The sequence below is a fragment of the Pseudomonas sp. FG29 genome, assembly GCF_057809355.1.
Map to the genome: position 1 here is coordinate 336,382 of NZ_JBMDJU010000002.1, position 16,228 is coordinate 352,609.

Sequence of the window (16,228 nt, forward strand, 5' to 3'; positions counted from 1 at the left end):
CTGAACATGGCCCGTCTGACGCTGGACTTCCCCGAAGATCAATACTGCTACAGCACTCACCTCACCGTGCGGGTTACCGATATCAACGGCGCCAACCACCTGGGCAATGATTCGATGATCTCGATGATTTCCGAGGCGCGGGCGCGCTTTCTCTTCGAATTCGGCATCCGTGAGACCGATGGCAGCGGTACCGGCATCATCGTCACCGACCTGGCCACCACCTACCGCGCCGAAGCCCATGCCCGTGACCAGTTGCTGTTCGAGGTCGGCGTGATGGACTTCAACAAGTACGGCGGCGACATCACGTTTCGCATCAGTCGGCCAGCCGACGGCGCACTGGTGGCAATGGCCAAGTCGGGATTCGTCTTCTTCGATTACCAAGCCTCGAAGGTGGTGCCGATGCCGGAAACCTTCAGCGCCAAGTTCCCCAAGGTCAATCGCATAACGGGCTAAGCCACCGCTTGGCCTGACACTTGCTCCGGGGTGCCTGAACACATCAGCACAATGCTCGCCTGACAGGGGCGGGCTCCCTGGGAGCGACAGCAATGCCAGCCATGCGCAAACGAGCTCAACGTGCTGCCCTGATCGCCAGCCTGTCGGCCTGGCCGCTTCTCGTCCTGCCCCAGCCCACGCACGCAACCGCGACCGCCACCGGCAGCGCAACGGTGCAAGCGCAGCGCTGAGCGCCCCAATGCGGAGCAGAAGGCACCGCACATCGACGGCCTGCACATCCAGGAAACCCGCGCCAGCGGCGCTAGCATCTTCTGGCGCGCCTCTTGCTAGATTGGTTCCAAGGTAGCCAACGGCGGCCACCTTCCGCACGACAACGACGTCGCCTCACCCAGCCTCAGGGCTTGTGGTGGAGCGGCGTTTTTTGTGCCCGCCCCAATGCTCGGGGCTGGCGTCGGTCTCCTGATACGAGCCCTCGCCATTCGTTCGAACCTGCTGTGGCCCTGGCCACGAACTGCGCCAATACGCGTAGCTCAGCAGGCAAGGCCGCCGTGTCCACTCTCACGCGTCCCTGTCTGTCGGGCTCATCAAGCTGACGAGGTGATCGATGAACACGAGTTTCTGGAAGGCCGGCCATGCCCCAACCCTGTTTGCAGCATTTCTCTATTTCGACCTGAGCTTCATGGTCTGGTACCTGCTCGGCCCGCTTGCCGTGCAGATTGCCACCGACCTGCAACTGAACGCCCAGCAACGCGGCCTGATGGTGGCCACGCCGATTCTCGCCGGGGCGGTACTGCGCCTGCTCATGGGTTTTCTCGCGGATCGACTTTCGCCCAAAACCGCCGGGCTGATCGGCCAGGTGATGGTCATCGTGGCGCTGTTCGGTGCCTGGCGAATCGGCATCGGCAGCTATGAACAGGCCTTGCTGCTGGGGCTGTTCCTCGGCTTCGCGGGGGCTTCCTTCGCCGTGGCCTTGCCACTGGCTTCGCAGTGGTACCCGCCACAGCACCAGGGCAAGGCCATGGGCATCGCCGGCGCGGGCAATTCCGGCACCGTGCTGGCGGCGCTGTTCGCCCCGGGCCTGGCGACCCTGTTCGGCTGGCAGAACGTTTTCGGCTGGGCACTGCTACCGCTGCTGGTGACGCTGGTGGTCTTTGCCTTACTGGCACGCAACGCCCCCAACCGCCCCAAACCCAAAGCGCTCGCTGACTACCTCAAAGCCCTGGGTGATCGGGATAGCTGGTGGTTCATGTTCTTCTACAGCATCACCTTTGGCGGCTTCATCGGCCTGGCCAGTGCCCTGCCCGGCTACTTCAGCGACCAATACCAGCTCAACCCGGTGACTGCCGGCTACTACACGGCGGCTTGCGTCTTCGCTGGCAGCCTGCTGCGCCCACTGGGCGGCGCGCTGGCCGATCGCATCGGCGGCATCCGCAGTCTACTGATGATGTATGCCATCGCCTCGTCGTGCATTGCCATCGTTGGCTTCAACCTGCCCAGTTCAAACGCGGCACTGGCCTTGTTCGTCGTCGCCATGCTCGGCCTCGGCGCCGGTAATGGTGCAGTGTTCCAGTTGGTGCCACAGCGTTTCAGCAAGGAAATTGGCGTAATGACCGGCCTGATCGGCATGGCGGGCGGCATTGGCGGTTTCTTGCTGGCGGCCGGCCTGGGCGCCATCAAGCAGCATAGCGGTGACTATCAGCTCGGTCTGTGGCTGTTCGCCAGCCTGGGCGTGCTGGCCTGGGTCGGCCTGCATGGCGTCAAACAGCGCTGGCGCACCACCTGGGGCAGTGCCGCCCTCACCGCTGCGCGGGTGTGATGAGCAGCCTGCAACTGGCCACGGGCGAAGCCAGCGCCAGTGGCCCGCGCAGTGATAACCAGGACGCCCTGCGTGTGGTCACCCCGGCTCCCGCGCTGGCCGCCAGCAAGGGCTACCTCTGCGCACTGGCTGACGGCGTCAGTCAGTGCGCAGACGGTGCACTCGCCTCGCGCGCAACGCTGCAGGCGCTGGCGCTGGATTACTACGCCACGCCGGAAACCTGGCCGGTGCAGCACAGCCTGGATCGCCTGCTGCTGGCGCAGAATCGCTGGCTGCAAGCCAACGGCGGCGGCCAGCCGCTACTGACCACACTCACGGCACTGGTGCTGCGCGGACGGCATTACTTTCTTGCCCATGTCGGTGATTGCCGCGCTTACCTGTGGCGCGACGGCCAGTTGCTGCGCCTGACCGAAGAGCATGTGTGGGAGCAACCCGGCATGCAGCACGTGCTGACCCGCGCGCTCGGCCTGGATCAGCATTTGGTGGTGGACTACCGGGACGGCGAGCTGCAGCCTGGTGATGCCTTCCTGCTGCTCAGCGACGGCATCTGGGCCACACTCGGCGAACCGGCACTGACACGCGCACTGCAGCGCGAGGACGCGCCAGAGGCCATCTGCGCCAGCCTGGTCGAAGAGGCGCACCATGCAGGTAGTCAGGACAACGCCAGCGCTCTGCTGGTCAGGGTCGAACGACTGCCAGACGCCTCTCTCGCCGATACCCTGGCACAACTGGAACACTGGCCGCTGCCGCCCCCCCTGCGCGCTGGCCAGCGCTTCGAAGGCTGGCACATCGCGGGCCTGCTCAACGCCTCACGCCAATCGCTCATGTACCGGGTACGCGATGATCAAGGCCAGTCATGGCTGCTGAAGACGCTGCCCGTGGAACGCCACGAGGAGGCCGAAGCCGGGCCCGCCCTGCTGCAGGAGGAATGGTTTCTGCGGCGCATCGCGGGGCCGCATTTTCCACAGCTGCACGCCTTGCCACAGCGTCAGCACCTGTACTACGTGCAGCGTGAGTATCCAGGCCAAACCCTGGCGGCACGCCTGCACAGCCAGGGGCCTATGCAACTGGAGGACTGGCGCCTGCTGGCAGCGGATCTGATCAAGGCCATCGGGCTGCTGCACCGGCGCAACATCCTGCACCGCGACATCAAGCCGGAAAACCTGCTGCTCGGCGATGACGGCGTGCTGCGCGTGCTGGACTTCGGCCTGGCCTATTGCCCCGGCCTGTCGGCAGAAGACACTCATGGCGTGCCTGGCACGCCCAGCTATATCGCCCCGGAGGCATACGCAGGGGCGCCGCCGAGCATGGCCCAGGATCTCTACGCTACCGGCGTGACGCTCTATCAAGCGCTGACCGGACACTATCCACACGGTGAAGTGGAAGCCTTTCAGCGCCCGCGCTTCGGCCAGGCCGCGGCCGCCAGCCGCTACCGCCCGGATCTGCCCGCCTGGCTCGACGAAATCCTCGCCCGCGCCCTGGCCAATGACCCGGCCCAGCGCTTCGAAACCGCAGAGCAATGGCTGCTGGCCCTGGAGCAAGGCGAGCGCCTGTCGTTATCCGTGCGCCCGCGCCCATTGCTCGAACGCGAGCCGCTACTGGTCTGGCGCACACTGGCGCTCGTCTCGCTGCTGCTGAACATCATCCTGATCGTCACGCTGTTGCTTTAACCCTGGCGCCATTTCCGCGCACCAACTTAAAGCCAGAAGATCCGAAACGGTGCGCAGGTACCGCCAGAAAAATCTGCCAAAAGCATTCAAGGCCCGAAACAACCTGCTTTCGAAAACTTGGCACAAGCGCTGCATCACGACTGCTACAACCGATTAAAGCGCGCTTTCAACGAAGAGAGCGCACTGCCCGATAGTTCGGGATTTGGACAAAGGCGTCCTCGCTAGGCAACTGGCGGGACGCCTTTTTTGTTCCCGGCGGTTCCTGGCGGCAACCCTTTCTGGCTCGTCATTACGGCGACCAGGTTTCCGTGATTTTTCCTCCAGGAGACAGCCGGCATGCAAAAACTCAAGCTGGTGATGATTGGCAACGGCATGGCGGGTGTACGCACCCTCGAAGAGCTGCTCAAGCTTGCCCCCGATCTTTACGACATCACCGTGTTCGGTGCCGAACCGCATCCCAACTACAACCGCATCCTGCTCTCCCCCGTACTGGCTGGCGAGCAGACCTTCGAAGAGATCGTACTCAACGATCTGAACTGGTACGCCGATAACGGCATCAAGCTGCTGCTCGGACGCAAGGTGGTCAAGATCGACCGCAAGGCGCGCCGGGTGATCGCCGACGATGGCAGCGAGGCCGAGTACGACCGCCTGCTGATCGCCACCGGTTCCAACCCCTTCATCCTGCCGATTCCGGGCAAGGATCTGCAGGGCGTGATCGGCTACCGCGACATCGCCGACACGCGCATGATGATGGACACCGCCAAGACCCATAAGCATGCCGTGGTCATCGGCGGCGGCCTGCTCGGCCTGGAAGCGGCCAACGGCCTCAAGCTGCGCGGCATGGACGTCACCGTAGTGCATATCGGTGACTGGTTGCTGGAGCGTCAGCTCGACAGCACCGCCGGCAAGCTGCTGCAGAAATCCCTGGAAGATCGCGGCCTGAAGTTCCTCCTGCCCAAGCACACTGCCGAACTGCTGGACAATGGCGAAGGCCGCGTCTGTGCAGTGAAGTTCAAGGACGGTGAGGTCATTCCGGCCGATCTGGTGGTGATGGCCGCCGGCATCCGACCCAACAGCGAACTGGCTGAAAGCGCCGGCATCGCCTGCAACCGTGGCATCCTGGTCAACGACACCCTGCAGACCTTCGACCCACGCGTCTACGCCATCGGCGAATGCGCCAGCCACCGTGGTATCGCCTACGGCCTGGTGGCGCCGCTGTTCGAGCAGGCCAAGGTCTGCGCCAACCACCTGGCCCAGTTCGGCTACTCGCGCTACCAGGGCTCGGTGACCTCGACCAAGCTCAAGGTCACCGGCATCGACCTGTTCTCCGCCGGCGAATTCATGGGCGGCGAAGGCACCGAGACCATCACCCTCTCCGACCCCATCGGCGGCGTGTACAAGAAGCTGGTGATCAAGGACGACGTGCTGGTCGGCGCCTGCCTGTATGGCGACACCGCCGATGGCGGCTGGTACTTCCGCCAGATCCGCGAGGGCCACAATGTCAGCGAAATTCGCGACCACCTGATGTTCGGCGAGGGCGCCATCGGCGACGTCGGTCACCAGGGCGCCGACAAGACCGCCAACATGCCCGACAGCATGGAAATCTGCGGCTGCAACGGCGTGTGCAAGGGCACCATCGTCAAAGCCATCCAGGAAAACGGCCTGTTCTCGGTCGACGAGGTGAAAAAGCACACCAAGGCCGCCAGCTCCTGCGGCTCCTGCGCCGGCCTGGTGGAGCAGATCCTGATCAGCACCGTGGGCGGCGCGGCGGACGTCAAGCCCAAGAGCGAGAAGGCCATCTGCGGTTGCTCCGACCTCAACCATGGGCAAATCCGCAAGGCCATCCGCGACGAGCACCTGACCTCCATGGCGCAGACCATGACCTTCCTCAACTGGAGCACGCCCAACGGCTGCGCCACCTGCCGCCCGGCGCTGAACTACTACCTGATTTCCACCTGGCCAGGCGAGGCCAAGGACGACCCGCAGTCGCGCCTGATCAACGAACGCGCCCACGCCAATATCCAGAAGGACGGCACTTATTCGGTGGTGCCGCGCATGTGGGGCGGCGTGACCAATCCGTCCGAGCTACGGCGCATCGCCGACGTCGCCGACAAGTACAACGTGCCCATGGTCAAGGTCACCGGCGGCCAGCGCATCGACCTGCTCGGCATCAAGAAGGAAGACCTGCCGGCCGTGTGGAAGGAGCTGGACATGCCCTCCGGCCATGCCTACGGCAAGTCCATCCGCACCGTGAAGACCTGCGTCGGCAGCGAGTTCTGCCGCTTCGGTACGCAGAACTCCACCCAACTGGGCATCGACCTTGAGCACGACCTGTTCAACATGTGGTCACCGCACAAGGTCAAGCTGGCGGTCTCCGGCTGCCCGCGCAACTGCGCCGAGGCCGGCATCAAGGACGTCGGCATCATCGGTGTGGATTCGGGCTTCGAGCTGTACATCGGCGGCAACGGCGGGATCAAGACCGAGGTGGCCGAGTTCTTCGTCAAGGTCAAGACCGCCGAAGAGGTGCGTGAATACAACGCCGCCTTCCTCCAGCTCTACCGCGAGGAAGCCTTCTACCTCGAACGCACCGTGCACTACCTGCAGCGTGTCGGCATGGAGCACATCAAGAAGGCGGTGATCGAAGACGAGGCCAACCGCAAGGCCCTGGCCGCACGCCTGCACTACGCCCTGTCGTTCGAGCAGGATCCGTGGAAGCAGCGCATCGAGACGCCGCAACTGAAGAAGGAATTCGACCCCATCAAGGTCGTGCAACTCGAGGAGGCCACGGTATGAACTGGCTGGATATCTGCGCCCTGGACGAAATCAACCCGCTGGGCTCGCGCATCGTTACAGGCCCCAAGGGCGATATCGCCATCTTCCGTACCGGCGACGACGAGGTTTTCGCCCTCGACGACCGCTGTCCGCACAAGGGCGGCCCGCTGTCCCAGGGGCTGATTTACGGCAAGCGCGTGGCCTGCCCGCTGCACAACTGGCAGATCGAGCTGGACAGCGGCACCGCGGTGGCGCCGGACGTGGGCTGTGCCCATCGACACCACGCCCGGGTGGAAAACGGCCGCGTACTGCTGGCCTTCGCCTAACGCCGTCTGGGAGGGGCTTTAGCCGCGACACCTCCCACTCTTTTCCCGTTTTCCGCAGGAACCACGACCATGGCCAGCCCCACTCAAGTCACTGCCTCCACCTGCTGCTACTGCGGCGTGGGCTGTGGCGTGCTGATCGAGCACGACGGCGAGCAGATCCTCGGCGTCACCGGCGACCCCAGCCACCCGGCCAACTTCGGCAAACTGTGCAGCAAGGGCTCGACACTGCACCTGACCGGCGACCTCGACGCCCGCGCTCTCTACCCCGAGCTACGTCTGGGCAAGGGCCTGGCCCGTACCCGCACGGACTGGGACAGCGCCCTCGATCACGCCACGGCAATCTTCGCTGAAACCATTCGTGAACATGGCCCGGACAGCGTCGCCTTCTACATCTCCGGCCAGTTGCTGACCGAGGACTACTACGCCTTCAACAAGCTGGCCCGCGCCCTGGTCGGCACCCACAACATCGACTCCAACTCGCGCCTGTGCATGTCCAGCGCCGTGGTCGGCTACAAACGCAGCCTCGGCGCCGACGCTCCGCCCTGCTCCTACGAGGACATCGAGCAAAGCGACTGCCTGCTGATCGCCGGCTCCAATATGGCCTACGCCCATCCGGTGTTGTTCCGCCGCCTGGAAGAGGCCAAGGCGCGCCGCCCGGAGATGAAGGTGATCGTCATCGACCCACGACGCACCGACACTTGCGAGCTGGCCGACCTGCATCTGGCGATCCTGCCCGGTACCGACGTCGCACTGTTCCACGGCATCCTGCATATCCTGCTCTGGGAGGGCTGGATCGACCGCACCTACATCGACGCCCACACCCAGGGTTTCGAGGCGCTGAAGGAGCTGGTGCGCGACTACACCCCCGCCGCGGTCGCCGACATCTGCGGCATCGACCGCGAGGCGCTGCAGACCTGTGCCCGCTGGGTCGGCCAGGCACCGAGCTTTCTCTCGCTGTGGTGCATGGGTCTGAACCAGTCCAGTGCCGGATCGGCGAAGAACAGCGCGCTGATCAACCTGCACCTGGCCACCGGGCAGATCGGCAAGCCCGGTACCGGCCCCTTCTCCCTCACCGGTCAGCCCAACGCCATGGGCGGCCGCGAGACGGGCAGCCTGAGCAACCTGCTGCCAGGGCACCGTGAGGCCAACAATGCCGAGCATCGCGCCGAAGTGGCACGCTACTGGGGCGTTGACGCCCTGCCGGAGACGCCTGGCCTGTCCGCCATCGAGCTGTTCGATGCTTTGCACAACGGGCGCATCAAGGCGTTATGGATCGCCTGTACCAACCCGGCACAGTCGCTGCCGAACCAGAGCAAGGTGCACGAAGCCCTGGCTGGCTGCCCCTTCGTGGTGGTGCAGGAAGCCTTCTTCACCACCGAAACCTGCCGCTACGCCGACCTGCTTCTGCCCGCCGCCAGTTGGGGCGAAAAGGAAGGCACAGTGACCAACTCCGAGCGCCGCGTCAGCCATGTACGCCGCGCCGTGCCAGCGCCCGCAGAGGCGCGGCCAGACTGGTCGATCACCTGCGACTTTGCCCGTCGCCTGGAAACTCTTCTCCGCCCCGGCCTGCCCAGCCTGTTCGATTTCCCCAGCAGCGAAGCGCTGTTCGAGGAATACAAGCACCTGACCGCCCAGCGCGACTTAGACCTCTCGGGGCTGAGCTACGCGTTGCTGGATGACCAGGGCCCCCAACAATGGCCATTTCCGCCCGGCGCACGCCGGGGTACCGCGCGTCTCTATGGCGACGGCCGCTTCCCCACCGCCAGCGGGCGCGCACAGTTCCATGCCGACCCGTACCGCGCGCCGAAGGAAAAACGCGAGGCGCGCTATTCGCTGACCCTCAACACCGGTCGCCTGCGCGATCAGTGGCACGGCATGAGCCGCACCGGCACTGCCGCACGCCTGTTTGGCCATGTCGAGGCCGCCGTGCTCGGCCTGCATCCGGATGAGCTGCGGCGCAGGCGCCTCAACGATGGCGACCTGGTCAAGTTACGCAGCCGTCGCGGCAGCCTGATCCTGCCGGTACAAGCCGACGAATCGGTACGCCCCGGCCAGGCCTGGCTGCCGATGCACTGGGGTGATCGTTTCCTCAAGGGGCTGGGCACCAATGTGCTGACCCAGCCCGCCTTCGACCCGCTATCCAAACAGCCGGAGCTCAAGCATGCCGGCGTCGAAGTGGACAAGGTCGAGTTGCCCTGGCAGCTGTTCGCCCTGGTCGAGGGCGAGGTGCAGACACGCTTCGAGGCCCTGCGCCCGCTGCTCGAAGACTTCGCCTATGCCAGCCTCACCCCTACCGGCCGCGAACGCCCAGCCCTGCTGATCCGCGCCGCCTGTGCCGTGGCGCCGCCGCCCGAGCTGTTGGCGCAGATCGACCGCCTACTATGCCTGCACGAAGGGCCGGTTCTGGCCTACGACGACCCGCGTCGCGCAGTCGGAAAACGTGTGCGCATCGAGGACGGTCGTATCCAAAGTATCCGCCTGGCCGGCGAAACCGCCGCCAGCGAATGGCTCAAGGGACTGTGGCGGGACGGCCAGGCCGATGCCGAACTGCGGCGCTGGCTGCTCGCCCCGGTTTCCGCGCCGCCAGGCAATGCCGAAGCAACCCCGCGCGGCAAGATTCTGTGCAACTGCCTGAACGTCAGCGAAGGCGCGGTGTGCGCCGGCATCGAACGCGGCCTGGATCTCGACGACCTCAAACAGACGCTCAAGTGCGGCACCAGTTGCGGCTCCTGCGTCCCCGAAATCAAGCGCCTGCTGGCTCGCCAGCCGGCAGCCGTACACGCCTAGAGGAACCTGATATGAGCGCAAAAGTCTGGCTGGTTGGTGCCGGCCCCGGCGACCCCGAACTGCTGACCCTCAAGGCGGTGAAAGCATTGGGTCAGGCCGAGGTGGTGATGATCGACGATCTGGTCAACCCCGCCGTGCTGGAGCACTGCCCCGGCGCACGCATCGTTGCCGTGGGCAAGCGCGGCGGCTGCCGCTCTACTCCGCAGGCCTTCATCCATCGCCTGATGCTGCGCTATGCGCGCCAGGGCAAATGCGTGGTCAGGCTGAAAGGCGGCGACCCGTGCATCTTCGGTCGCGGCAGCGAGGAAGCCGAGTGGCTGCAAGCACATGGCATCGAGGTGGAATTGGTCAACGGCATCACTGCAGGCCTGGCTGGTGCCACACACTGCGGTATCCCCCTGACGTTGCGCGGCGTGGCGCGTGGCGTGACGCTGGTCACCGCCCACACCCAGGACGACAGCTCGCTTAACTGGCAGGCCTTGGCCCAGAGCGGTACGACGCTGGTCATCTATATGGGCGTGGCCAAACTGGCGGATATCCAGAGCGGTCTACTCGCCGGCGGCATGAGCAGCTCGATGCCGGTGGCGATGATCGAGAACGCCTCACTGCCGCAGCAGCGTGAATGCCGCAGCAGCCTCGCAGCCATGCAGGATGACGCCACGGCATTTGCCCTGAAGAGCCCGGCCATCCTGGTGATAGGCGAAGTCGCCCGAGCCAGCACAGCACGTGGCATGCACCAGCGTCTGCATGCCTGAGCAGGTGCAACCGCCGTTTGCTCGCCGCCACTTGGCGGGCCGTTTTTGAGCAGAAAAAGAAAAACCCGGCCGAGGCCGGGTTTCTCTTTACAGCACCAGAAGCATTACTGCTTGATCTGGGCTTCTACTTCGGCTTCAACGCGACGGTTGATGGCACGACCAGCGTCAGTAGCGTTGTCAGCTACCGGGCGGGTTTCGCCGTAGCCGGCAGTGTTCACGCGGCTGCCGTCTACGCCGTACTGGTTGACCAGTACGTTACGCACAGCGTTGGCACGACGCTCGGACAGCTTCTGGTTGTAGGCGTCGGAACCGACGGAGTCGGTGTGGCCTTCAACGGTGGTGGTGGTCTGCGGGTACTGGTTCATGAAGTCAGCCAGGTTCTTGATGTCACCGTAGCTTTCTTCTTTCACGCGATCCTTGTTGAAGTCGAACTTGACGTCCAGCTCAACACGAACGGTTTCCAGAGCCGGTTCCGGAGCTGGCTCAGGCATCGGCTCCGGAGCTGCGGCTACAGGAGCCGGAGCCGGGGCCGGCTTGCTGCCGCCACCGAAGTTCAGACCGACACCGACGCCAGCTTGCCACTCGGTGTCGCCCTGGTCGATGTTGTACAGAGCCTCAACGCCGGTACGGGCGTAGAAGTTCTCGGTGAAGTAGTACTTGGCACCAGCGCCAGCGATGGCCAGCGTCGAGTGGTTACGACCACCGTCGTTGGCATCACCAATGCTCTGATGGCCGAAGCCGGCAGACACGTAAGGACGCAGACCTACACCCGGCTGGCCGAAGTGGTAGATGGCCTTCAGGTCGGTCAGGTTGCCCTTGATGTTCTTGCTGCCAGCAGCGCCTTCGCCACGCAGGTCGTGGTATTCGCCGTAGGACAGAGCCAGTTCGACATCATCGGTCAGGTAGTAGCCAACGCTGCCGCCGAACAGGTTGCCTTCATCGTGAGCGAAGTCACGCTGAGAGTCGGCGAAGTAGCGATTGACGAAGCCCTCCACCTCGACAGCGCCTTGGCCTTGTGCCAGCGCGCCGAAGGAAGTTGCGGCAACGAGAGAGCCAATGACGACGCCCAAGGTGTTTTTTACTTTCATCCGTTAAATCCCCATCTTGGTGGTTAATAAGTCGCCGGATAATGCGGTCGGCAACTTGGCGGCGATTTTAGCAGGGTTCGCCCTCCCCTTAGTGGTCGGAAAGCTGAACTAAGTTTCGGACGTTTCCGAAAAATTGTCCCGCAACCGGTCCAATGCTCGCTTGTAGCGCATTTTCGTAGCGCTCAAGCCCATGTGCATGATGTCGGCAATCTCTTGGAACTCGAGCTCTGCGACAAAACGTAGCACCAGAATCTCGCGGTCGATCGGGTTGACGTGCACCAACCAGCGATCCAGACCGCCACGCTCCTCGACTTTGGGAGCCTTTTCATCGGAAGCCTCTTCGAGCGGATCCAGACTTAGCGCGTCGATCAATCGACGCTTTCTGCGCTCTTTCCGATACTGCGTAATGCATTCGTTGTAAGTGATGCTGTAAAGCCAGGTCTTGAACTTGGATTTACCTTCGAAGTTCTTCAGACCATATAGAACCTTCAGCATCACCTCCTGACAGACATCGTCAGCGTCCCTTTCGTTCCCCAAATAGCGCGCGCACACGTTGAACAGGGTGCGCTGGTAACGGCGCATCAACTCTTCATAGGCACGCGTGATATGAAACAGCTCGTCGTGAGCGCGCGCCACCAGCTCCTCATCGGTGAGCTCGCGGGGGTCATAACGCGTGGGCAGGGTTTGAGCGTTGTTCAAAACAGGTCGGGCCGACGGACAGGACGAAAAGTGCCCGGCAGGTCATCCCGCCGGGCAGCTGCATAAAATACCAGATTGCTGTCAGCGACTGTTGACGCGTTGCTCGAGCATCACGCGATTGGCCACCGAAACCAGCTCGCCGGAGTCGGTCAGCAGGATGGTTTTCACCGTACCGATCTCCTCGATCTGTCCTTCGACCTCGCCCACGCGCACTTGTTGCCCGACCTGGAACAACTCGCGCACATAAATGCCGGCCAGAATCTGGCTGGCGATGTCCCGACTGCCCAGACCAAGTGCCAAAGCCACCGCCAGGCCCACGGAAATCAGCACGATGGCGATGACGTTGTTGAGCAGGTCGGTCTTGACCTCCAACTGGCCGATGGCCACGGAGATGCTGATGATGATCACCAGGCCTTGGGCCACTCGACCCAGCCCCTGCGCATAGTCCAGCCCGACACCCTCGGCCGCGCCGCGCACCAGGCTGCTGACCAATTGCGCCAGGAGTACGCCTGCCAGCAGCACCAGCGCCGCACCAAATACCTTGGGCAGATACAGCGCCAATACGTCCAGGGTCGAGGAAATACGCTGCAGACCGAGCGATTCGGCTGCCGACACCAGGAAGATCAGCAGCACGAACCAGTAGACGATCTTGCCGATCAGGGTCGAGACCGAAACCTGGATGCCAACACGCGCCAGCATCTTGGTCAGGCCCGTACCGGCCATCAGGCGGTCAAGACCGACTTTGTTAAGCAGTTTCGACAGCAGCGTATCGAGCAGCTTGGCCACGACGAAACCCAGCAGCACCAGCACCAGAGCGACGAACAGATTGGGAATGAACCCCGCCACCTTGGTCCACAGGGCGGTCATGGCGGAAATCAGGCTTTGAGTCCAGGGGTCGAGTTCCATTTCAATCGGCCTTATCAGCAGAAGCAGAGGATGGTGTACGGCGCACCGGCGCCACATGCGCCGAGCCATTGTTCAAGGCGATCATCAACGCCTGCAGCCAATGGCCCAGCAGACTGAACAGATCGCCGGCACCCACCTGACGGTTGGCGGTTTTCAGCACCCGATGCAGGCAGGCGTCATCATCGCGAGCCGACGGCGTCGACTTGAGCAGATCGCGCAGGGATTCTTCGAATGGATCGTGCATGGGCACCTCACAGGATGTCTGGGCTAGACGCCCGAAGCGCGGGACGGGTCACAGTTCATAGCCAACGCCAGCGGCGATAGAGCAGCAATTGCACGACGGCCAGGAGCACCATCAGGCCGCAAGCGAGGAAGAAACCGGTGGGGTTGTCCGCGCCCGGTATGCCGCCTACGTTGATGCCCAGCAGGCCGGTGAGGAAGGTCAACGGCAAAAACATGCCGGTGATCACGGTGAAGCGGTACATGATGCGGTTCATGCGTTCGCTCATGCGCTGGCTCTCGGCTTCGAGCACCAGGCTGACGCGCTCGCGAACCAGTTCCAGCTCCTCGAGATAACGCGTCAGACGGTTGTTCAGCTCGTTCCAGTAGTCGTCGTCATCTTCGACGAACCAGGGCTGGCGATTGCGCGCAAGCTGCGCATAGAGATCACGCTGCGGCGCCAGAAAGCGCCGCAGACTGGCGGCTCTGCGCCGAACCTGCAGCATCAGGCCGTGATCGGGCCGATAACGCTCGTCATCATCCAGTCGATCTTCTTCAAGATCGAGCTGCTCGCTGAGTTCGGCCACCAGATCGTCGACGCGACTGGTGAGGTGCCTGGCCAACTCCAGCAACAGTTCGGACGCCGTCCGCGGCCCCTTGCCAGCCTGCAGATCGGCAATCAGTGCATCGGTAGCCAGCAATGGGCGCAGACGCAGCGAGATGACCCGCCGCGCATCGGCGAAGATACGCACCGAAACCATGTCCTCGGGCTCGGCGCCCGGATTACGGTTGATGCCACGCAGGAACACCAGCAACTCGTTGTCCGGCAGCGGCAATAGGCGCGGCCGGGTGTTTTCTTCCAGCAGCAGGTCGCAACTGAATTCGTCCAACCCACTGCGCTCGCGCAACCAGCGCTGCGACTGAGGCTGACTACGATCCCAATGCAGCCAGAGGCTCTCCTGCTCACCGAGCTGGAGATCATCGAGCGACTGTCGCTCGATACTGCGCGCGCCACCATGCCCGTCGAGCACGAAGGCATGCAGCAGCGCCGAATCCTGATCCACCATAGGTTTAATCCGGCATGCTCAGGGCTTGCGGGGATACGATCACGCCGTTGTTGTCGGCATACAGATAATCGCCCGGCTTGAAGGTTACCCCACCAAAGGTGACCGGTACGTTCAGGTCACCGATGCCGCGCTTGTCGGTTTTCATCGGATGACTGGCCAGCGCCTGCACGCCAAGATCGGTCTGAGCGATGACGTCGACGTCACGGATGCAGCCGTACACCAGGATGCCTTCCCAGCCATTCTTGGCAGCCTTCTCGGCCAGCATGTCACCCAGCAGCGCGCGACGCAGCGAGCCGCCGCCATCGACCACCAGCACCTTGCCCTGACCGGGCAGATCCACCTGCTCTTTCACCAGAGAGTTGTCTTCATGGCACTTGATGGTGACGATCTGCCCCCCGAAGGAATCGCGACCGCCGTAGTTGGCGAACATCGGCTCAACCACCTGAACCAGGTCAGGATAGGCATCGCACAGGTCTGGGGTGATGTAGTGCATGGCAAGACTCCTCTTGAGCTGGAGCTGGCGAGCGCGAGCGCGAACCAGGTACCTCGATGAGACAGCGATTGGTGAACATCATCTCGACGGCGCGCCCGGAGAATGACCGGCGCCGCGTCGGGCGTCACATCTTACCGGGATGCCGTGTCCGAAGAAACGCCGTCATGCCATGGCCTTCTCGGGAACCTCGAGCGCCTGGGGCAGTTGCAGATGCCTCAGCCAGTACTCGACCTGAGGCCAAACTTCGGACTGCGCCTCCTTGCTGACCAGCATTTCGATATGGCCGAAGTCGCTGGAGAAACCGCTGTCCTTGCCCAGCAGGAGAAATGCCGTAGACGCCTCGCTGAACTGCTGCAAAAGCTTGCGACAGGCCCAGGCGGGATCCTGCTGATCGCCGGCCGCACTTACCGCCAGAACCGGCAGACGAACCTCCGCCAGCCCCGCCCACCAGTCATGTTCGCGGTCACCGAAACGACCGAACAGCCCCAGCCAACGCATGGTTTCACGTGCAATGCCGATCGGCTCGTCTTCCGGCCCGCGCTTCAATCGCCTGCCGGACAGATAAGGAAAGGCACGCAACGCCAACCGTGCGCCCCATTCCACCAGCGGAATCTTCAACGGCCAGTATTGCCGGCTGATCTGACTGCCGAACAGGGCAGCAGAGCGAACCCGCCTGTCGTCCAGATAGCGACCACCCAGTGCGGCGGTCAGAATCACGCCACCCAGGGAATGCCCCAGCCAATGCGCCGCCTGCCCGGTCTGTTCATAGACGAAATCGGCGATGGCCGGCAGGTCGTAGCGCACGTACTGCGCCACGCTGTTGTGACGATAGTTCTGGTTACGCGGCGACAGGCCGTGCCCCCGCATCTCGGCGATCCAAACGTCGAAACCGGCTCGCGCCAGATAGGCGCCAAGACCAATGCCACGAGGCGAATACCAGAAGCGTCGATTGGAAAAGCTGCCATGCAGCAACACGACCGGCACGCCGCGCCCAGCATCCTCAGTGGCTCGACCCAGTCGAGTCAGTGCCAATTCGACGCTGGGGTCGGGGCTGTTGTTGGGTTTGAGGCGATAGACATCTTCACTCAGATCTCCGCGCAATTCGGCGCTGATCAGCGCTACGGGGAAAAGCTCACTGCTGCTTTGCATGAATCGGACGACCGCACCGGCGACTTGC

14 protein-coding genes are annotated in these 16,228 nt (G+C 63.4%); 7 read left to right on the forward strand and 7 right to left on the reverse strand.

Features of this window, described 5'->3' with window-relative positions; genetic code table 11:
* Positions 1 to 6 precede the first annotated feature (6 nt).
* From ACODS1_RS04915 to cobA, 7 genes are all read left to right on the forward strand, one after another.
* Complete coding sequence (locus tag ACODS1_RS04915) at positions 7 to 453, forward strand: thioesterase family protein (RefSeq protein WP_322977669.1); 447 nt, start codon at positions 7 to 9, stop codon at positions 451 to 453.
* Positions 454 to 1,057: 604 nt separating this feature from the next.
* The gene (locus tag ACODS1_RS04920; protein WP_489084759.1) at positions 1,058 to 2,269 is read left to right on the forward strand and encodes a nitrate/nitrite transporter; all 1,212 of its coding nucleotides are present in this window, start codon (positions 1,058 to 1,060) and stop codon (positions 2,267 to 2,269) included.
* Positions 2,269 to 3,939, forward strand: a complete 1,671-nt coding sequence (locus tag ACODS1_RS04925; RefSeq protein ID WP_489084760.1) for a bifunctional protein-serine/threonine kinase/phosphatase — start codon at positions 2,269 to 2,271, stop codon at positions 3,937 to 3,939. Before ACODS1_RS04920 ends, ACODS1_RS04925 begins: the two co-directional genes overlap by 1 nt.
* 336 nt (positions 3,940 to 4,275) lie before the next feature.
* Entirely contained in the window at positions 4,276 to 6,732 is a 2,457-nt protein-coding gene (gene nirB / locus ACODS1_RS04930; RefSeq protein ID WP_489084761.1) for a nitrite reductase large subunit NirB, read from the forward strand.
* Positions 6,729 to 7,037, forward strand: coding sequence for a nitrite reductase small subunit NirD (nirD, locus tag ACODS1_RS04935; RefSeq protein WP_489084762.1), 309 nt, complete (start codon positions 6,729 to 6,731; stop codon positions 7,035 to 7,037). Before nirB ends, nirD begins: the two co-directional genes overlap by 4 nt.
* Positions 7,038 to 7,106: 69 nt before the next feature.
* The gene (locus tag ACODS1_RS04940) at positions 7,107 to 9,824 is read left to right on the forward strand and encodes a nitrate reductase (protein ID WP_489084763.1); all 2,718 of its coding nucleotides are present in this window, start codon (positions 7,107 to 7,109) and stop codon (positions 9,822 to 9,824) included.
* Between the two features lie 11 nt (positions 9,825 to 9,835).
* On the forward strand, positions 9,836 to 10,579 hold the full coding sequence (cobA, locus tag ACODS1_RS04945) for a uroporphyrinogen-III C-methyltransferase (RefSeq protein WP_489084764.1): 744 nt from the start codon (positions 9,836 to 9,838) through the stop codon (positions 10,577 to 10,579).
* Between the two features lie 104 nt (positions 10,580 to 10,683).
* Here cobA and ACODS1_RS04950 read toward each other — a convergent pair whose 3' ends face one another.
* The 7 genes from ACODS1_RS04950 to ACODS1_RS04980 all read right to left on the reverse strand — a co-directional run bounded on the left by ACODS1_RS04950 (position 10,684) and on the right by ACODS1_RS04980 (position 16,200).
* Positions 10,684 to 11,667: an OmpA family protein gene (locus ACODS1_RS04950; RefSeq protein WP_322977662.1), complete on the reverse strand. Its 984-nt coding sequence runs from the start codon at positions 11,665 to 11,667 to the stop codon at positions 10,684 to 10,686.
* 108 nt (positions 11,668 to 11,775) lie between these two features.
* Positions 11,776 to 12,366 carry an RNA polymerase sigma factor SigX gene (gene sigX, locus ACODS1_RS04955; protein WP_489084765.1) on the reverse strand — a complete coding sequence of 197 codons (591 nt, stop codon included), beginning with the start codon at positions 12,364 to 12,366 and terminating at the stop codon, positions 11,776 to 11,778.
* A gap of 81 nt (positions 12,367 to 12,447) precedes the next feature.
* Complete coding sequence (locus ACODS1_RS04960; RefSeq protein ID WP_322977660.1) at positions 12,448 to 13,272, reverse strand: mechanosensitive ion channel family protein; 825 nt, start codon at positions 13,270 to 13,272, stop codon at positions 12,448 to 12,450.
* A 1-nt stretch (position 13,273) separates the two neighbouring features.
* Positions 13,274 to 13,516 carry a CrfX protein gene (locus tag ACODS1_RS04965; RefSeq protein ID WP_322977659.1) on the reverse strand — a complete coding sequence of 81 codons (243 nt, stop codon included), beginning with the start codon at positions 13,514 to 13,516 and terminating at the stop codon, positions 13,274 to 13,276.
* Positions 13,517 to 13,571: 55 nt separating this feature from the next.
* Positions 13,572 to 14,558: a zinc transporter ZntB gene (locus ACODS1_RS04970; RefSeq protein WP_489084766.1), complete on the reverse strand. Its 987-nt coding sequence runs from the start codon at positions 14,556 to 14,558 to the stop codon at positions 13,572 to 13,574.
* Between the two features lie 4 nt (positions 14,559 to 14,562).
* Positions 14,563 to 15,051 carry a ribonuclease E activity regulator RraA gene (gene rraA / locus ACODS1_RS04975; RefSeq protein ID WP_322977657.1) on the reverse strand — a complete coding sequence of 163 codons (489 nt, stop codon included), beginning with the start codon at positions 15,049 to 15,051 and terminating at the stop codon, positions 14,563 to 14,565.
* 162 nt (positions 15,052 to 15,213) lie between these two features.
* On the reverse strand, positions 15,214 to 16,200 hold the full coding sequence (locus ACODS1_RS04980; RefSeq protein WP_489084767.1) for an alpha/beta fold hydrolase: 987 nt from the start codon (positions 16,198 to 16,200) through the stop codon (positions 15,214 to 15,216).
* Between the last annotated feature and the right edge of the window lie 28 nt (positions 16,201 to 16,228).

What these genes read in the sequence shown, in the direction of transcription:
- ACODS1_RS04915 (WP_322977669.1), top strand. Translation starts at nt 7, where the DNA reads ATGGCCCGTCTGACGCTGGACTTCCCCGAAGATCAATACTGCTACAGC.
- ACODS1_RS04920 (WP_489084759.1), top strand. Translation starts at nt 1,058, where the DNA reads ATGAACACGAGTTTCTGGAAGGCCGGCCATGCCCCAACCCTGTTTGCA.
- ACODS1_RS04925 (WP_489084760.1), top strand. Translation starts at nt 2,269, where the DNA reads ATGAGCAGCCTGCAACTGGCCACGGGCGAAGCCAGCGCCAGTGGCCCG.
- nirB (WP_489084761.1), top strand. Translation starts at nt 4,276, where the DNA reads ATGCAAAAACTCAAGCTGGTGATGATTGGCAACGGCATGGCGGGTGTA.
- nirD (WP_489084762.1), top strand. Translation starts at nt 6,729, where the DNA reads ATGAACTGGCTGGATATCTGCGCCCTGGACGAAATCAACCCGCTGGGC.
- ACODS1_RS04940 (WP_489084763.1), top strand. Translation starts at nt 7,107, where the DNA reads ATGGCCAGCCCCACTCAAGTCACTGCCTCCACCTGCTGCTACTGCGGC.
- cobA (WP_489084764.1), top strand. Translation starts at nt 9,836, where the DNA reads ATGAGCGCAAAAGTCTGGCTGGTTGGTGCCGGCCCCGGCGACCCCGAA.
- ACODS1_RS04950 (WP_322977662.1), bottom strand. Translation starts at nt 11,667, where the DNA reads ATGAAAGTAAAAAACACCTTGGGCGTCGTCATTGGCTCTCTCGTTGCC.
- ACODS1_RS04960 (WP_322977660.1), bottom strand. Translation starts at nt 13,272, where the DNA reads ATGGAACTCGACCCCTGGACTCAAAGCCTGATTTCCGCCATGACCGCC.
- ACODS1_RS04965 (WP_322977659.1), bottom strand. Translation starts at nt 13,516, where the DNA reads ATGCACGATCCATTCGAAGAATCCCTGCGCGATCTGCTCAAGTCGACG.
- ACODS1_RS04970 (WP_489084766.1), bottom strand. Translation starts at nt 14,558, where the DNA reads ATGGTGGATCAGGATTCGGCGCTGCTGCATGCCTTCGTGCTCGACGGG.
- rraA (WP_322977657.1), bottom strand. Translation starts at nt 15,051, where the DNA reads ATGCACTACATCACCCCAGACCTGTGCGATGCCTATCCTGACCTGGTT.
- ACODS1_RS04980 (WP_489084767.1), bottom strand. Translation starts at nt 16,200, where the DNA reads ATGCAAAGCAGCAGTGAGCTTTTCCCCGTAGCGCTGATCAGCGCCGAA.